This is a genomic window from Nocardioides pinisoli (assembly GCF_024199985.1).
Lineage (GTDB): Bacteria > Actinomycetota > Actinomycetes > Propionibacteriales > Nocardioidaceae > Nocardioides > Nocardioides pinisoli.
Genome location: NZ_JANARS010000001.1, coordinates 274,289 through 288,945, shown reverse-complemented (window position 1 = coordinate 288,945; position 14,657 = coordinate 274,289). Strand labels below are relative to the sequence as shown.

The window sequence follows — 14,657 nt, the reverse complement described above, 5'->3', positions numbered from 1 at the left end:
GGCGGTCTGGACCAGTCCGGCTCGCGTCATCCGCGGCGACGTGCCGCGCGACGATAGGGCATGGGACGGATCGTCGAGGTCGCTGCTCCCGACGTGGCTGGGCCTCCACCCGGGACGGCGGTGGTCGTGGGACACGAGGGTTTCGCCGAGTTCTACCGCGCGGAGCTGCCGGGCCTCGTTGCGCTCGCCCGTGCGCTGTGCGGATCCCTCGTGGCTGACGACATCGCCCAGGAGGCGATGCTCGCGGCTTACCGGCGCTGGGCCGAGGTCGAAGGTCTCGACCAGCCTCGTGCGTGGGTCCGGCGAACCTGCGCCAACATGGCGATCTCGTCGTTCCGGCGCCGCATGGCGGAGGTCCGGGCCCTCACCCGCTTGTCGGCCCGACCCGCGCCGGCGACCCTCGACGAGGACGCCGAGGAGTTCTGGGCCGCCGTGCGCACCCTCCCGCGACGCCAGGCGCAGTGCGCAGCACTGCGCTACGTGTACGGCTTGGGCGGCGGCGAGATCGCCCGGACCCTGTCGATCAGCGAGGGGGCGGTGAAGGTGCACCTGGCGCGGGCAAGGGCGGCCCTCGCATCGCGCCTCGGGGTGGAGGTGGAGCGATGACCGAGGTAGACATCAGGGGTGAGCTGGCCGGCGCCGCCCTCCTGCGTGCCTCGCAGGTCGACCTGGACGCTGGGCTGGCGCACCTCCACCGGACCCGGCGCAACCGCGGGCGCCGGCGTGCCGGCGCCGTGGTCGCCGGCGTCGCCCTCCTCGCCGCCACGACGTGGGCCTACCGGTCCCACGACCAGGAAGCGCGCACCGACCGGGGCGACGAGCGCGTGGCGACCGCCCCGCGCGTCGCCCCCGGGGAGACGGAGATCGACTCCGACCGGTCGGCGTCCGGCACGACCGACGCCGTCGCGGTGCTCCGCCCGGGCCAGCCGGCCGTCGTCCGCGTCGGTGCCGTCGGATCCACCGACCAGCACGTCGTCTGGAGCGCGCCGACGGCCCACGAGCTCGGCGACCGCAACCTGCCGTGGCCGGCTGCCGTGGCGTGGGCGCCGGACGGCGACGAGCTGGCCATCGTCGTCGCCCAGGAGCGTGGCCGCGTCAGCGCCACGGACGACCTCGTGGAGCTCACGCTCGTCACCGTCGGGGCGGACGGCTCCGGCCGTCGGATCGACGGCGTCATCGGCACCTGTCGGTGCGGGGGCGAACCACCGGTGCTGTCGTGGTCCCGCGACGGGCTGGAGGTGCTGGTCCCGGACGGTCCGGACCAGGGCGTGCGGAGGATCCCACGATGAGCCGCCACCTGCCCCCGCGCACCCGCCGCACGCGGGCGCTCGCGGGCGCGTGGTTGGCGGTCGCTGCCGTGCTCGCCTCGTGCGGCGAGCCGGCCGACCCCGCCGCCGAGCCGACGCCGCTCCCCAGCCGGTCCACCCCGAGCACGTCGGAGTCGAGCGCGTCGGACGCGCCGCCGACCTCGGCCCCGGCGACGTCCGACATGTACGACGTCGGCGGCCACGACCTCTACATGACGTGCTCGGGCGAGGGTCCGGTGACGGTCGTCTTCATCCACGGCTGGGTCAACGACCCGGGCTTCGTGCCCCACGCCTACACAGAAGGGGTGGCCAGCTTCCTGGTCGACGACTACCGCGTCTGCGCCTACGACCGCCGCAACGTCGGATCCAGCGAGACCGTCGACGCCGTGCAGACACGGGCCGACATGGTCCGGGACATGGAGCGGGTTCTGGCCGCGGGCCGCGTGCGACCGCCGTACATCCTCTGGGCCGGGTCGTTCGGCGGCCTCGTGGCGGCTGCCTACCTGGAGGACCATCCCGACGACGTCGTCGGGATGGTCCTGGTCGACAGCATGTTCCCCGACGAGCTGCGGCTCGACCCGCTGCTGCCGAAGCGCTTCCGGTTCCTCCACTTCACCGAGGAGGACACCTGCTGCACCGTGGAGCGGATCTCGCAGTACGACCTGATCCGGTCGCTTCAGGACGGCATCGGCGAAGAGCCGGACATCCCGGTCGTCTACCTCGCGTCCGAGCAGGAGCCGCGCGACCAGAACGACTTCGAGTCACCGCGCTACGACGCCCGGATCCTCGACGCCCAGGCGGCCTACGTCGACCGCTTCTCGCCGGGCATCCTGCGGTGGGTCGATGCCCCGCACTGGATGGAGCCGGTCGTGCCTGAGGTCATCGCGGACGCGGTGCGCGAGGTGGACGCGCTGCGCGGACGGTGATCAGACCGACAGCAGCAGGAAGAGCACGGCCAGGGCCGGGAGCGTGCCCTGGGTGAGCGCGGCGCGCGCCATCGACCGGTCGTGGGTGACGAGGACGACCGCAGCGGCGAGCATCGACCCCGTGCCGGCGAGCGCCAGCGCCGAGCCGACCCAGTGCTCGGACCTCAGCAGCGCGAGGCCGACGAGGGTGATGATCGCGAGGAACAGGTTGTAGAAGCCCTGGTTGTAGGCGAGCGCCCGGGTGGCCTCCGCCTCCGACTCCGAGGTGCCGAACGTCCTCCGCGTCGCGGGGTGGGTCCAGCGGAAGGACTCCAGCACCCAGATGTAAACGTGGAGCAGCGCCGCCAGGAGCGAGAATCCCACCGTGAAGAACGTCATGTCCGCACCCTAGGGCCGCCTACCCCTGCGAGGGTGGCACGCCATCGGCGGTCGGAGCACACTCCATGGGGCACGGCGCCCCTGCCGTGCGGATCGAGGGAGGTCCCGTGGGACGACTGATCGGCATCCTGCTCGTCGTCTGGCTCGTCATCGGCGGGTTCGCCGCCTTCCAGCGCGGCTACTTCGACGACACGAAGACGAACTGCTCCGAGGCCAGCGACATCGCGCTCAACATCGTCGCCGGCCCGCTCAACTACACCGGCGTCAACCCGAAGGTCGACTGCGCCGACATCGACGTCGACACCCCGGAGCCCAGCGAGTAGTCAGCGGCCCACCCGGTCGCAGGCGTCAGGCGAGCCAGACGGGCCGCCAGTCCTCCGGAGGGTCCTCGCCCACGCGGCCGTCGACGGCCTCGCGCAGCAGGTCGGCGTGACCGGTGTGCCGGGCGTACTCCTCGAGCAGGTCGAGCAGCAGCCGGCGCAGGCGCGGGTGGTTGCCGTTGCCGTCGTCGACGTGGGCGACCACCTCGAGGCCGCCCTCGGCCAGCACCGCCTCGAGCCTGGCGGTGTTGCGCACCACGGCCTCGTCGAAGACGGCGTACGTCTCGGCGGCGCTGAGCTGGTCGGTGGTGAACTCCCACTCGTCGGTGCCGTCGTGGCCGAGCGAGCGCCACGGCTCCACGAGCTCCTCGCCGCGCAGCTTCGTCGTCAGGTAGTAGTCCTCGGCCATCGCCAGGTGCAGCAGGAGCCCGCCCAGGGACAGGGCGGACGACGGCAGGCGGTGGCGCAGGCCCGCCTCGTCGAGTCCGTCGGCCTTCCAGCGGAGCGTGGCGCGCTGCCGGGTCAGGGCACCGAGCAGGTGCTCGGCCTCGGTGCCGTCGATGGGGGGCTCCCACGGCGGCGGGATCCAAGTGTCGTCGGGAGTGCTCATGCGAGCGACCGTAGACGCGGTTCCGGACGACCGGCTGCCGCAACACCACCAGCCGGTCGGGAAGAGGGTCTGGACAGCGGCCGGGTCGCACGCCATCGTGGCTGGATGCGACGACTCGGCGTCTCCCTCACCCCTGCCCTCCTCACCGTCCTGGTCCCCGGACTGGCCCTGGCCCTCGCGGTCCCCACCAGCACCGCGGCCCGGCCCGACGCGAAGCCCGGCGGGCCCGACCCCTTCCGCGACTGGTGGGAGGCCGTCGTGGACGCCGACCAGAACTTCCGCGGCCTGGCCGCGGTGAGCGGCAAGGAGGCGTGGGTGACGGGCGAGAGCCTCACCGACGGCGGTTCCGCCCGCGTCTACCGGACCACCGACCGCGGTGACACCTGGGTGGACGTGAGTCCCGATGGCACCGAGGACCTGTCGTTCCGCGACGTCGAGGTCAACGGGCGCGTCGCCCACGTCCTGGCGATCGGTCCCGGCGAGGCCTCACGCATCTACCGCTCCAACGACGGCGGCGCCAGCTGGACCGAGGCGTTCCGCAACACCGACGAGGACGCGTTCTACGACTGCATGGCGTTCTACGGCGGTGGCGCGCGCGGGCTGGCCGTCAGCGACCCGGTCGACGGCAAGCTGCGCATCCTGTCCACCGAGGACCGCGGCCGCACCTGGTCCGTGCTGCCGAGCAAGGGCATGCCGCCGTCGGCCGGCGAGTTCGGGTTCGCCGCGAGCGGCGACTGCCTGGTCACCGCGGGCCGGTCGGCGTTCCTCATCACGGGGGGCAAGCGCTCGCGCGTGCTGCGCTCCGACGACCGCGGGCTCACCTGGACCGCCACCGCCTCGGGCATCCCGGCCGGCGAGGCTGCGGGCGGGTTCGCCGGGGCCTTCGCGTCGCCGCGTCGCGGCATCGCCGTCGGAGGTGACTTCGGCGACGCGAACGACACCGAGGACACCACGGCCTACACCCGCGACGGCCGCACCTGGACCGGCGGCGCCGACCTCGAGCACGTCGGCGAGGACGTGACGTTCCTGCGCGGCACGCGCTACGCCGTCGCGACCGGCGACTACGACGGATCGGCCGGCTCGAGCATCACCACCGACGGCGGCGCGACGTGGCGGCTGGTCAGCGAGCTCGGCTACCACGTCATCGACTGCGCCGGGAAGGTGTGCTGGGCAGCGGGCTCGAAGGGCCGCGTCGGGCGCGGCTGAGCCGTTCTGGCACCACCGGCCGCTCGCTAGGGTCGGAGGGTGCCTGACCTGACCTCGGTCCCCACCGCTCCCCTGCTCGCCGGCGGCCTCGTCGGCGGCTTCGCCTTCGCCCAGAAGACGGGCATCCGTCCCCTCGGCGGTGCCGCGATGCTCGGCGCCAACGTCGTCGCCGCGCGGCAGTGGTACGCCGTCGGCGGTGCCACGCTGGCCGCCGGGCTGACGGCGGCCTACTGGACCGCGATGGGCGTCTCGCACCCGCTCGCGAAGAAGGTCGGCACCTGGCCGTCGGTCCTCGGCGTCACCGCTGCCGCCTCCGGCGCCGCGTGGCTGCTGGCGGACCGCCGCTCCCGCTGACGGCGCGTCACCGGCGTACGGCCTGCTGCCTCAGTCCTCGGGCAGCGCGGCGAACGCGGCCTGCATGTCGCGATACCAGCCGAGCGACCTCTTCGGGTGGCGCCAGCGCCCCTTCATCTCCTTGCGGGCGGGCAGGTGCGCGGCGTCGCCGTCCTTCTCCGCCTGCTTGAGGTGCTGGTCCTGCGCGTTGATGACGTCGTCGTGGGTCTCACCGCGGTGGGCGAGGTCGCACGGGCCGCCGAGCTGTCGGCAGGTCATGGTCTTCATCGGGCTTCTCCTTGCTGGGATGACTGACGGTCTCTCATGGGGTCGACGATCGGGCCGCCGGGGATGTGACCGCTCTCGCGCCCGCCGGAGGGTGGCGGCACATCGCACGTCCCGCGCGGCACCTTCTGCGATGTGCCGCCACCTTGGAGATCCGGCTGCGTACGCCGCCGCGGGGTGGCGGCGGATCGCGCATCCGCCGGCTCCCGGCGTGCGATGTGCCGCCACCTTCGACATCCGGCTGGGTACGCCGCCGCGGGGTGGCGGCAGATCGCGCATCCGCCGGCCCCCGGCGTGCGATGTGCCGCCACCTTCGCGACCGGCTGCCTACGCCGCCGCGGGGTGGCGGCAGACCGCGCATCCGCCGGCTCCCGGCGTGCGATGTGCCGCCACCTTGGAGATCGGGCTGCGTACGCCGCCGCGGGGTGGCGGCAGATCGCGCATCCGCCGGCTCCCGGCGTGCGATGTGCCGCCACCTTGGAGATCCGGCCGCGTACGCCGCCGCGGGGTGGCGGCAGATCGCGCATCCGCCGGCTCCCGGCGTGCGATGTGCCGCCACCTCGGAGATCCGGCTGGGTCACCTCGCCGTCGGCCCGTCCCGGCGCACGACGCGGGCCAGGACGGACGGCTCGGCACGGAAGGTGATCGCCCGGACCTTCCCGCCGGAGACCTCGAAGTCGAAGACCACGGCGGCCGAGCCCCGGTGGAACCACGCCGACGCCGGGCGGTCGCCCACGAAGACGGCCATCGCCGCCTGCGCACTGCCGTTGAAGAACGCAGCGACCTCGTCGCGGCCCTCGATGGAGGCCGGGGTGCCGGCGAGCACCGCGGCCTCGTCGGCACCGACCACCGCGTCGGGCGCCAGGAGCTGGAGGAGCCGCTCGAAGTCGCCGCCGCGGGCCGCGGCCATGAAGGCGTCGACGACCTCCCAGTCGGCCAGCGCGTCCTCGGGGGCGGGCTGCGCGACCTTCGCCCGGGCCCGGGAGGTGAGCTTGCGTGCCGCCACGGGTGAGGTGTCGAGGACCGCGCCGATCGTGGCGAAGTCGAAGCCGAAGCTGTCGTGCAGCACGAAGGCCACCCGTTCCCGCGGCGACAGCCGGTCGATGACCGCCTGCAGCGCGATGCCGACCGTGTCGGCCAGCGCGACGTCGTCCGCCGGGTCGGGCACCGGGTCGGACCACGGCTCGAGGGCGGCGTCCTCGAGGTGCGGGTCCTCCACCGGGACGGGCGTGCGGGCCCGCAGCCGGTCGAGGCAGAGGCGGGTGGTGACGGTCGTCAGCCACGCCGCGAGGTTGTCGATCTCGGTGCCGTCGCGTCTCACGGCCCGGTCGAGCCGGAGCCAGGCCTGCTGCACCACGTCCTCGGCCTCGGCGTGGTCGCCCAGCACGCGCGTCGCGATGCCGAGCAACCGGGGCCGTTCGTCCTCGAAGCCCTCGGTCCGATCCATGGGTCCCACCCTTCCGCGTGCCGGTCGTCTCGACCAGTCGACGCACCAGCCGGCCCAGACGTGACCGGACGGACGTGGCCAGCCGTGACCAGGCGTCGCGCACACTGGGGGACATGCCCGCCCTCCGGCCCCGGGCCGCCGGCCCGCTCGCGACCGCCACCGCCCTGCTGGTGCTGCTCACCGGCTGCTCCACCGGGAGCTCGGAGGCCGACCCGCCCGGCTCCGCCGACACCTCGAGCGCGACGCCGACCAGCGAGCCGACCAGCGAGCCGACCAGCGAGCCCACCCAGGAGCCGAGCAGCGAGCCCACCCAAGAACCGAGTAGTGAGCCGAGTGAGGAGCCCACGGAGAAGCCGGAGCCGAAGCCCGCGCGCCCGGTCTCGATGGCCGCCCTCGCCCAGGCCGACCTGACCGGCGGCGACCTGCGGCTGGGCGCGGTGCGCGAGCGCACCCCCGCCTACACGTCGTACGACGTCACCTTCGCCTCCACGACCATGGGGCGGGGCACCGAGCCGCTGCGGATCAGCGGCGTGCTCAACGTGCCGGCCGGGCGCGGTCCCCGGGGTGGTCAGGGATGGCCGGCGGTGGTGCTGGCCCACGGCTACATCGACCCGGCCGTCTACGTCCGCGGCCAGGGCATGACGCGCGAGCGCGGCTTCCTGGCGCAGCGCGGCTACGTCGCGCTGCACGTCGACTACCGCAACCACGCCGAGTCGACCGACGACCCGCGCATCGAGCAGGCCGTCCGCCTCGGCTACGCCGCCGACGCGATCGCCGCCCTCCGCGCCCTCCGGAGCTCCGACGACGTGCGGGTCGACCCCGACCGGATCGCGCTGTTCGGGCGGTCGATGGGCGGCGGCGTGATGATGAAGGCGCTCGCGGCCGAGCCCGGGCTCTTTGCCGCGGGTGTCGGCTGGGCGTCGGTCTCCAGCCTCGAGGCGGAGAACTTCGCGCAGTTCCAGCGCCCGGACGCACCGCTGACCGAGCTCAAGGCCGGCTTCCGCGGCCGGCACGGCCTGCCGGCCGAGGACCCGGAGTTCTGGCGCGGCGTCTCGCCGCGACCGCTCTTCGACGAGATCACCGAGCCGGTGCTGATGGTGCACGGGCGCTTCGACGACACCTGCCCGCCACCGTGGGCGCGCGCCACCCAGCGCGCCATGACGAAGGCCGGCGTGGACGCCACGTTGGAGTGGTACGACGACGGCCACGCGTTCGGCCCGGCCTTCATCGCCGCGATGGACCGGACCGTCCGCTTCCTCGACGCCCGGATGCCCGCCTGAGCAGGCCGACCCTCCAGACCGGCTGACCGGACCGGCTGACCAGAAAGGCCGCAGACGTCCCCGTGCCACGATGTCGGCATGACGGCGGAGCGCATCACCTCGGTGGCGCGGCCCGCCCGGAAGCAGTGGCGGCGCTGGCGCAGCACTGCGGCCTGTCTCGGCGTCTGCCTGCTGAGCTGGGTGGCCCTGCTGTGGCTGGGCGACCGCAGCCAGCAGACCCGCCTGGGCCAGGCGCTCGACCAGGCCGGCATGGACGTCGTCGTCGGTGACCGGATCGCCACCCGCCAGCTCGTCGCCGTGCTCGGCAACGTCTCGCTGGGTTCGGTCGCGCTCGCCGTCCTGCTGGTGACCGCAACGGCCGCGGTGCGCCGGCGCTACGCCGCCGCCGCCGCGGCCGCCGCCCTGGTGCTCGGCGCCAACCTCACCACCCAGGCGCTCAAGGCGTGGTCCGAGCGACCCGACTACGGCAACCTCACCGTCGCCAGCTACCCGAGCGGCCACGCGACCGTGGTCGTCTCGCTGGTGTTCGCGGCCCTGCTGGTCGTGCCGGGTCAGGCACGCACCGCGGTGTCGCTGGTGGGCTCCGCCGCCATCACCGTCACGGCCACTGCGATGCTCGTGGCCAGCTGGCACCGGCCCGCCGACATCGTCGGCGCCGTGCTCGTGTGCCTGTCGTGGGGGACCGCCGTCCTGGTGGTGTGGAGCGTGCTGCGCGGTGGCATGTCGGGCGTCGACCCCGGCCGCCCGCACCGCATCTTCGCCACCACCGGGGTGGTGCTCGCCGTCGCCGGCCTCCTCGCGGTCGGCGTACGCCCCGGCGGCGGCTGGTCGGGCTTCCTCGACGCCGGGGTCGTCCTGGCCGGCATCGCCCTGATCACCGCCCTGACCGTCACGACGTACGCCCAGCTGTCGGCGCCGATGGGGGTGGGCGAGGACCAGCGGCCCGTCAAGTCGTCGCGCGCTCCTCGACCGGGACCTCCTTGATCGCGCCCGTACGACGACCCTCCCGGAAGGACCGCAGCTCCTCGCGCACCTTCGGCAGGAGCAGGTAGCAGGCCAGCAGGTTGACGATCGCGCAGACGAAGAGCATCGAGTCCGCGAAGGTGAGGACCGAGGTGAAGGTGATGACGCTGCCGATCACGGTGAAGGTGCAGAAGACGATCTTGAAGATTGCCTCACTGCGCTTCGAACGGCCGAAGAGCTCGGTCCATGCCTTCATCGTGTAGTAGGACCACGTGATGAGCGTGGAGAACGCGAAGAGCGCCACCGCGATCGCCAGGATCACCGGGAACTGCGGCAGGAACGTCTCGAAGGCCCGCGAGGTGACGACGACGCCGTCCGGCGTGGGTCCCCCACCGGCCACCACCTCGCGCTGCTCGGCGTAGTAGGCGGAGTCGGCGATGACGATGGTCAGCGCCGTCATCGTGCAGATGACGACGGTGTCGATGAAGGGTTCGAGCAGCGCCACGAAGCCCTCGCTGACCGGGTGCTTGGTCTTCACCGCCGAGTGGGCGATGGGGGCGGAGCCGACACCGGCCTCGTTGGAGAAGGCCGCGCGCTGGAAGCCGATGATGAGCACGCCCAGGAAGCCGCCGGCCACGCCTTCGGGGTTGAACGCCCCGGAGATGATCTCGCCGATCGCCGCGGGGACGTTGGCGATGTTGCCGAGGATGACCAGGAGGCAGGTGCCGAGGTAGAGCAGTGCCATTGCGGGGACGAGTCGGGAGGTCACCCGGGCGATCGAGGTGATTCCGCCGATGATCACGGCGCCGACGAGGAACGCCAGCACGAGGCCGAAGATCAGGGCCGATCCCGACGAGCCGAGGAAGCCGTCCTCACCCCCGGTGACCTCCTGCGCCTGCGCGAAGGTCTGGTTGGCCTGGAACATGTTGCCGCCGACCGCCCCGAAGAGGAACAGTGCGACTGCGAAGACGACGGTCAACGTGCGCGACGTGGCCCAGCCGAACCGCTCGAAGGCCACCGGAAGGTAGCGGAACGGGCCACCCGTGACCGTCCCGTCCTCGTGGACCTCGCGGTACTTCACGCCGAGGGTGCACTCGACGAACTTCGTGCACATGCCGAGGAGTCCGGCGATGATCATCCAGAACGTCGCGCCCGGGCCGCCGAGCGTGACCGCCGCGCCGACGCCGGCGATGTTGCCCAGCCCGACCGTGCCCGACACCGCCGAGGACAGCGCCTGGAAGTGGGTGACCTCGCCGGGGTCGCTGGCCCGCGAGAACTTGCCCCGGACCAGGCCGATGCTGGTGCGCCACGAGACGAACTGGATGCCCTTGAAGTAGATGGTGAAGACGATCGCGGCCACTACGAGCCACAGCACGATCAGCGGGAACGAGACCCCGCCGATGCTCGGCGCGTAGAAGATCACCGAGGCCACCGCGTCGGCGATCGGGTTGAAGGCCGAGTTGATGGCCTCCTCGACAGTGGAGATCCACTCCCACTGGGTGGCCAGGACCGTCGCATCCGAGTACATCCCAGTGATGCAACCAGTTGTCGTCGGGCGACCTCAACGACGGGGATGTGACAGTTGTGTGGCAGAACTGGCGCAGTACGGTCGCACCCGTGAGCTCCCGCGTCCACGCCATCCACGTCGCCCCTGGTCGCAAGATCCCGACGAGGTCGGTCGCGTCCGTGGAGGCCGAGGCGGGCGTCGGCCTGGTCGGCGACCGCTACCACGGCAGCCGGCACCGGCACGTGACCGTGCAGGCGCTCGACGACCTCGAGGCGGCGGCCGAGGTGCTGGGCCGCCCGGTCGACCCGGGCCTCACCCGACGCAACATCACCCTCGACCACGGACCGATCCCCACGCGACCGGGCGAGCGGATGACGATCGCCGGCGTCGAGCTCGAGGTCGTGCGCATCGCCGCTCCCTGCCGCCTCCTCGACGACTGGCTGGGCCCGGGCGCGATGCAGGCGCTGCGCTCACCGCGCGGCGGCACGGTCTTCCGGCTGCTCTCGTCGGGCACCATCCGGGTCGGCGACGAGGCGGTCGCAACGTCATGAGCCTCGGCGGTCCGAGCCGCCGATTCCCATGACGTCTGCGGCTCAGGGTCCTGGCACGCACGACGGCCCGGCCTCCGCGAGGGAGACCGGGCCGACGAGGCGTACGACGGTCAGCGCAGGTCGAACCGGTCGTTGTCCATGACCTGGGCCCACGCGGCCACGAAGTCGCCGACGAACTTCTCGCTCGCGTCCTCGCTGGCGTAGACCTCCGAGAGCGCCCGGAGCTGGGAGTTGGAGCCCATCACCAGGTCGACCGCGGTGGCCGTCCACTTCAGGTCGCCCGAGGCGAGGTCGCGGATCTCGTAGACGCCCTCGTCGGACTGCGACGCCTTCCACTGCGTGCCCGGGGACAGCAGGTTGGCGAAGAAGTCGTTGGTCAGCACGCCCGGCCGGTCGGTGAGGACACCGTGCGAGGTGCCGCCGGCGTTGGCGCCGAGCGCCCGGAGGCCGCCGAGCAGGACGGTCATCTGCGGCGCCGAGAGGCCCAGCATGTAGGCCTTCTCGACCAGCAGCTTCTCCGGCTGCAGCTTCTCGCCCTGGCGCAGCCAGTTGCGGAAGCCGTCGGCGCGCGGCTCGAGCCAGCGGAACGAGTCGACGTCGGTCTCCTCCTGCGAGGCGTCCGTACGACCCGGGGTGAAGGGCACGGTCACGTCGTGGCCGGCGTCCTTGGCCGCCTTCTCGATCGCGGCCGCACCGCCGAGGACGATGAGGTCGGCCAGCGACACCTGCGCCCCACCGGCGCCGTTGAAGTCCTGCTGGACCTGCTCGATCGCCGCGAGCGAGGCGTCGAGGTCGAGGTCGGCGTGCGCCGCCCAGCTGCGCTGCGGCTCGAGGCGGATGCGGGCGCCGTTGGCACCGCCGCGCCGGTCGGTGTGGCGGTAGGTCGCGGCGGACGCCCACGCCAGGCCGACGAGCTGCGCGACCGACAGGCCCGAGTCAAGGAGCTTCTGCTTGAGGGTCGCGACGTCGGCGTCGCCGACGAGCTCGCCCTCGACCGGCGGGACCGGGTCCTGCCAGAGCTGCGCCTCGGGGACCCACGGGCCGAGCAGGTGCGGGCCGACCGGACCCATGTCGCGGTGCAGCAGCTTGTACCAGGCCTTGGCGAACGCCTTGGCGAACTCGTCGGGGTTCTCGAGGTAGCGGCGCGAGATCTTCTCGTACGCCGGGTCGAAGCGCAGCGCGAGGTCGGAGGTCAGCATCGTCGGGCGGTGCTTCTTCGACGGGTCGTGCGCGTCGGGGATGATCGCGTCGTCGGTCTTGGCGACCCACTGCTTGGCGCCGGCCGGGCTCTCGGTGAGCTCCCACTCGTAGCCGAAGAGGATCTCGAAGTAGCGGTTGCTCCACTGGGTGGGCACGTCGGTCCAGGTGACCTCGAGGCCCGAGGTGATGGTGTCGCCACCCTTGCCCGAGCCGTAGGAGCTGATCCAGCCCAGGCCCTGGTTCTCCAGCGGGGCACCCTCGGGCTCGGGGCCGATGAGGTCGGCGTCGCCGTTGCCGTGGGTCTTGCCGAAGGTGTGGCCACCGGCGATGAGGGCGACGGTCTCCTCGTCGTTCATCGCCATCCGGGCGAAGGTCTCGCGGATGTCGCGCGCCGAGGCGACCGGGTCGGGGTTGCCGTTGGGGCCCTCGGGGTTGACGTAGATCAGGCCCATCTGCACGGCGCCGAGGCCCTCGCCGAGCTCACGCTCACCGGAGTAGCGCTCGTCGCCGAGCCAGGTGTCCTCGGGGCCCCAGAAGATCTCCTCGGGCTCCCACACGTCCTCGCGGCCGAAGGCGAAGCCGAAGGTCTCGAAGCCCATGTCCTCCAGCGCCACGTTGCCGGCGAGCACCAGCAGGTCGGCCCACGAGATCTTCTGGCCGTACTTCTGCTTCACCGGCCACAGCAGGCGGCGGGCCTTGTCGAGGTTGGCGTTGTCGGGCCAGGAGTTGAGCGGGGCGAAGCGCTGGCCACCGTCGCCCGCGCCACCGCGGCCGTCCTGGACGCGGTAGGTGCCCGCGGAGTGCCAGCTCATCCGGATCATCAGGCCGCCGTAGTGGCCGAAGTCGGCGGGCCACCAGTCCTGCGAGGTGCGCAGGGTCTGCGCGATGTCGGCCTTGAGGGCCTCGACGTCGAGGGTCGCGAACGCCTCGGGATAGCTGAAGTCGGCGCCGAGCGGGTTGCCCTTGGGCGAGTGGGCGTGCAGCACCGACAGGTCGAGCTGGTTGGGCCACCAGTCCTGGTTGGTGCGCGGGCGGTGCCCCTTCGGGTCCGGCGCGTCGATGACCGGGTTCTCGCTCTCGCTGCCCTGGGCGGTCGCGGAGTCGTGCATCACCGGGCAGCCAGCCTCGGCCTTGCGGTCGACTCCCTGTGGGCTCTCGGGGGTGGTGTCCTGGCTGTCGGTCATGGCGAATCCTTTTCGTCGGTGGCGGTCGATCGGTCGTACGGGGATGTCACGGCGCGGCAGTGGCGCCGGTGGGGCTGGTGGAGCACGCGGGGCACAGGCCCCAGTAGGTGACCTCGGCCTCGTCGATGACGAAGCCGTGGGTGTCGGAGGCGTCGAGGCAGGGGCGTACGCCGATCGCGCAGTCGACGTCGGCGACGACGCCGCACGTGCGGCACACCACGTGGTGGTGGTTGTCGCCGACGCGCAGCTCGTAGCGCGCCACCGAGCCGGCGGGCTGGATCCGGCGGACCAGCCCGGAGTCGGTGAGCGCGCCGAGGACGTCGTAGACGGCCTGGTGGGAGACGGTCGGCTCCTCGGTGCGCACGGCGGCGAGGAGACTGCCGGTGTCGGCGTGCGGCTGGCGGCGTACGGCGCGCAGCACGGCGAGGCGCGGGCGGGTGACCCTCAGCTCAGCGCTGCGGAGCAGGTGCTCGAACTCGACGTCGTCCATCCCGATCCACCCTGCCGCCTTTTCTTGAACCAGTCAAGTCTTTCCGCGGGTCTCCGGTAGTCCACCGGGAAACGGCTGCCGAATGGTCCCGACGACGACAGGTTCCCGGTGGACTACCCCACGTGGGGCGGCAGGCCCGACCACTCGCGGGCCAGCAGCGACCAGACCTCGAGGTCCTGGCGCTCCTCGCGCACCGGGAACACCTCGCGCAGGGTGCCCTCGTGGGTGAAGCCGAGCCGCTCGGCGACGCGTCGGCTCGGGAGGTTGCCGGGGGCGCAGCGCCACTCGACCCGGTGCAGGCCGCGCTCGGTGAAGGCCCAGTCGAGCATGGCGGCGACGGCGCGGGTCACGATCCCACGGCCCCGGGCGGACGCCGCGAGGAAGACGCCGGCCTCCGCGGTGCGCGCGCGGGCGTTGATGCTCGGGAAGAGGGTGCCGCCGACGAGCTCGTCGTCGACCCAGATGCCGTAGAGCCGCCGGGTGCCCTCGCCGCGGGCCTTGGCGAAGGACTCGATGAAGCCGCGCGCGCCGTCGACCTCCTCGAAGCCCTCCCACGGCAGCCAGTCGTAGAAGTCGGCGCCGTGGGCACGGAAGAGCGCCGCGAGCTGGTCGGCGTGCCAGGGCTCGAGGTCGGCAAGGCGGGCGTCGTCGATGGGAAGGCTCAGCACCC

At 72.7% G+C, this 14,657-nt stretch carries 17 protein-coding genes; 9 read left to right on the top strand and 8 right to left on the bottom strand.

Annotation, left to right across the window (positions count from 1 at the left end):
• The first annotated feature begins 60 nt into the window (after positions 1–60).
• Genes NCI01_RS01400 through NCI01_RS01390 form a run of 3 tightly spaced genes read left to right on the top strand, consistent with a single transcriptional unit; the run spans position 61 to position 2,233 of the window.
• A complete protein-coding gene (locus tag NCI01_RS01400; RefSeq protein WP_254179674.1) occupies positions 61–606 on the top strand; it encodes an RNA polymerase sigma factor in 546 nt (181 codons plus the stop codon).
• Positions 603–1,289 carry a hypothetical protein gene (locus NCI01_RS01395; protein ID WP_254179673.1) on the top strand — a complete coding sequence of 229 codons (687 nt, stop codon included), beginning with the start codon at positions 603–605 and terminating at the stop codon, positions 1,287–1,289. Before NCI01_RS01400 ends, NCI01_RS01395 begins: the two co-directional genes overlap by 4 nt.
• Positions 1,286–2,233 (top strand): alpha/beta fold hydrolase, encoded by a 948-nt coding sequence (locus tag NCI01_RS01390; RefSeq protein ID WP_254179672.1) that lies wholly within the window; start codon positions 1,286–1,288, stop codon positions 2,231–2,233. The genes NCI01_RS01395 and NCI01_RS01390 overlap by 4 nt, the downstream gene beginning before the upstream one ends.
• Here the strand turns inward: NCI01_RS01390 and NCI01_RS01385 are convergent, their stop codons facing one another.
• Positions 2,234–2,611, bottom strand: a complete 378-nt coding sequence (locus NCI01_RS01385; RefSeq protein ID WP_254179671.1) for a DUF1304 domain-containing protein — start codon at positions 2,609–2,611, stop codon at positions 2,234–2,236.
• 107 nt (positions 2,612–2,718) lie between these two features.
• Between NCI01_RS01385 and NCI01_RS01380 the strand changes: the two genes are divergently transcribed.
• On the top strand, positions 2,719–2,934 hold the full coding sequence (locus tag NCI01_RS01380) for a hypothetical protein (protein WP_254179670.1): 216 nt from the start codon (positions 2,719–2,721) through the stop codon (positions 2,932–2,934).
• A gap of 25 nt (positions 2,935–2,959) precedes the next feature.
• On the opposite strand, the gene NCI01_RS01375 is transcribed toward NCI01_RS01380, so the two are convergent.
• Positions 2,960–3,541: a mycothiol transferase gene (locus NCI01_RS01375; protein ID WP_254179669.1), complete on the bottom strand. Its 582-nt coding sequence runs from the start codon at positions 3,539–3,541 to the stop codon at positions 2,960–2,962.
• Positions 3,542–3,646: 105 nt separating this feature from the next.
• Between NCI01_RS01375 and NCI01_RS01370 the strand changes: the two genes are divergently transcribed.
• Complete coding sequence (locus NCI01_RS01370; RefSeq protein WP_254179668.1) at positions 3,647–4,747, top strand: sialidase family protein; 1,101 nt, start codon at positions 3,647–3,649, stop codon at positions 4,745–4,747.
• Positions 4,748–4,786: 39 nt separating this feature from the next.
• Positions 4,787–5,101: a hypothetical protein gene (locus tag NCI01_RS01365; RefSeq protein WP_254179667.1), complete on the top strand. Its 315-nt coding sequence runs from the start codon at positions 4,787–4,789 to the stop codon at positions 5,099–5,101.
• A gap of 30 nt (positions 5,102–5,131) precedes the next feature.
• On the opposite strand, the gene NCI01_RS01360 is transcribed toward NCI01_RS01365, so the two are convergent.
• Positions 5,132–5,368 carry a DUF1059 domain-containing protein gene (locus NCI01_RS01360; RefSeq protein WP_254179666.1) on the bottom strand — a complete coding sequence of 79 codons (237 nt, stop codon included), beginning with the start codon at positions 5,366–5,368 and terminating at the stop codon, positions 5,132–5,134.
• A 574-nt stretch (positions 5,369–5,942) separates the two neighbouring features.
• A complete protein-coding gene (locus tag NCI01_RS01355; RefSeq protein WP_254179665.1) occupies positions 5,943–6,812 on the bottom strand; it encodes a sigma-70 family RNA polymerase sigma factor in 870 nt (289 codons plus the stop codon).
• A 113-nt stretch (positions 6,813–6,925) separates the two neighbouring features.
• Between NCI01_RS01355 and NCI01_RS01350 the strand changes: the two genes are divergently transcribed.
• Both NCI01_RS01350 and NCI01_RS01345 read left to right on the top strand, forming a co-directional pair.
• On the top strand, positions 6,926–8,092 hold the full coding sequence (locus NCI01_RS01350) for a prolyl oligopeptidase family serine peptidase (RefSeq protein ID WP_254179664.1): 1,167 nt from the start codon (positions 6,926–6,928) through the stop codon (positions 8,090–8,092).
• A 78-nt stretch (positions 8,093–8,170) separates the two neighbouring features.
• Positions 8,171–9,076 (top strand): phosphatase PAP2 family protein, encoded by a 906-nt coding sequence (locus NCI01_RS01345; RefSeq protein ID WP_254179663.1) that lies wholly within the window; start codon positions 8,171–8,173, stop codon positions 9,074–9,076.
• Here the strand turns inward: NCI01_RS01345 and NCI01_RS01340 are convergent.
• Positions 9,039–10,583, bottom strand: a complete 1,545-nt coding sequence (locus NCI01_RS01340) for an alanine/glycine:cation symporter family protein (protein ID WP_254179662.1) — start codon at positions 10,581–10,583, stop codon at positions 9,039–9,041. The two genes, NCI01_RS01345 and NCI01_RS01340, sit on opposite strands and share 38 nt — an antisense overlap.
• 89 nt (positions 10,584–10,672) lie before the next feature.
• Between NCI01_RS01340 and NCI01_RS01335 the strand changes: the two genes are divergently transcribed.
• The gene (locus NCI01_RS01335) at positions 10,673–11,113 is read left to right on the top strand and encodes an MOSC domain-containing protein (protein ID WP_254179661.1); all 441 of its coding nucleotides are present in this window, start codon (positions 10,673–10,675) and stop codon (positions 11,111–11,113) included.
• Positions 11,114–11,223: 110 nt separating this feature from the next.
• Here the strand turns inward: NCI01_RS01335 and katG are convergent, their stop codons facing one another.
• The 3 genes from katG to NCI01_RS01320 form a co-directional block, all read right to left on the bottom strand.
• The gene (katG, locus tag NCI01_RS01330) at positions 11,224–13,497 is read right to left on the bottom strand and encodes a catalase/peroxidase HPI (protein ID WP_254179660.1); all 2,274 of its coding nucleotides are present in this window, start codon (positions 13,495–13,497) and stop codon (positions 11,224–11,226) included.
• A gap of 46 nt (positions 13,498–13,543) precedes the next feature.
• Positions 13,544–13,987 carry a Fur family transcriptional regulator gene (locus NCI01_RS01325; RefSeq protein WP_254179659.1) on the bottom strand — a complete coding sequence of 148 codons (444 nt, stop codon included), beginning with the start codon at positions 13,985–13,987 and terminating at the stop codon, positions 13,544–13,546.
• Between the two features lie 113 nt (positions 13,988–14,100).
• Positions 14,101–14,655, bottom strand: a complete 555-nt coding sequence (locus NCI01_RS01320) for a GNAT family N-acetyltransferase (protein ID WP_254179658.1) — start codon at positions 14,653–14,655, stop codon at positions 14,101–14,103.
• Positions 14,656–14,657: the final 2 nt, after the last annotated feature.

What these genes read in the sequence shown, in the direction of transcription:
- NCI01_RS01400 (WP_254179674.1), top strand. Translation starts at nt 61, where the DNA reads ATGGGACGGATCGTCGAGGTCGCTGCTCCCGACGTGGCTGGGCCTCCA.
- NCI01_RS01395 (WP_254179673.1), top strand. Translation starts at nt 603, where the DNA reads ATGACCGAGGTAGACATCAGGGGTGAGCTGGCCGGCGCCGCCCTCCTG.
- NCI01_RS01390 (WP_254179672.1), top strand. Translation starts at nt 1,286, where the DNA reads ATGAGCCGCCACCTGCCCCCGCGCACCCGCCGCACGCGGGCGCTCGCG.
- NCI01_RS01385 (WP_254179671.1), bottom strand. Translation starts at nt 2,611, where the DNA reads ATGACGTTCTTCACGGTGGGATTCTCGCTCCTGGCGGCGCTGCTCCAC.
- NCI01_RS01375 (WP_254179669.1), bottom strand. Translation starts at nt 3,541, where the DNA reads ATGAGCACTCCCGACGACACTTGGATCCCGCCGCCGTGGGAGCCCCCC.
- NCI01_RS01370 (WP_254179668.1), top strand. Translation starts at nt 3,647, where the DNA reads ATGCGACGACTCGGCGTCTCCCTCACCCCTGCCCTCCTCACCGTCCTG.
- NCI01_RS01360 (WP_254179666.1), bottom strand. Translation starts at nt 5,368, where the DNA reads ATGAAGACCATGACCTGCCGACAGCTCGGCGGCCCGTGCGACCTCGCC.
- NCI01_RS01355 (WP_254179665.1), bottom strand. Translation starts at nt 6,812, where the DNA reads ATGGATCGGACCGAGGGCTTCGAGGACGAACGGCCCCGGTTGCTCGGC.
- NCI01_RS01350 (WP_254179664.1), top strand. Translation starts at nt 6,926, where the DNA reads ATGCCCGCCCTCCGGCCCCGGGCCGCCGGCCCGCTCGCGACCGCCACC.
- NCI01_RS01345 (WP_254179663.1), top strand. Translation starts at nt 8,171, where the DNA reads ATGACGGCGGAGCGCATCACCTCGGTGGCGCGGCCCGCCCGGAAGCAG.
- NCI01_RS01340 (WP_254179662.1), bottom strand. Translation starts at nt 10,583, where the DNA reads ATGTACTCGGATGCGACGGTCCTGGCCACCCAGTGGGAGTGGATCTCC.
- katG (WP_254179660.1), bottom strand. Translation starts at nt 13,497, where the DNA reads ATGACCGACAGCCAGGACACCACCCCCGAGAGCCCACAGGGAGTCGAC.
- NCI01_RS01325 (WP_254179659.1), bottom strand. Translation starts at nt 13,987, where the DNA reads ATGGACGACGTCGAGTTCGAGCACCTGCTCCGCAGCGCTGAGCTGAGG.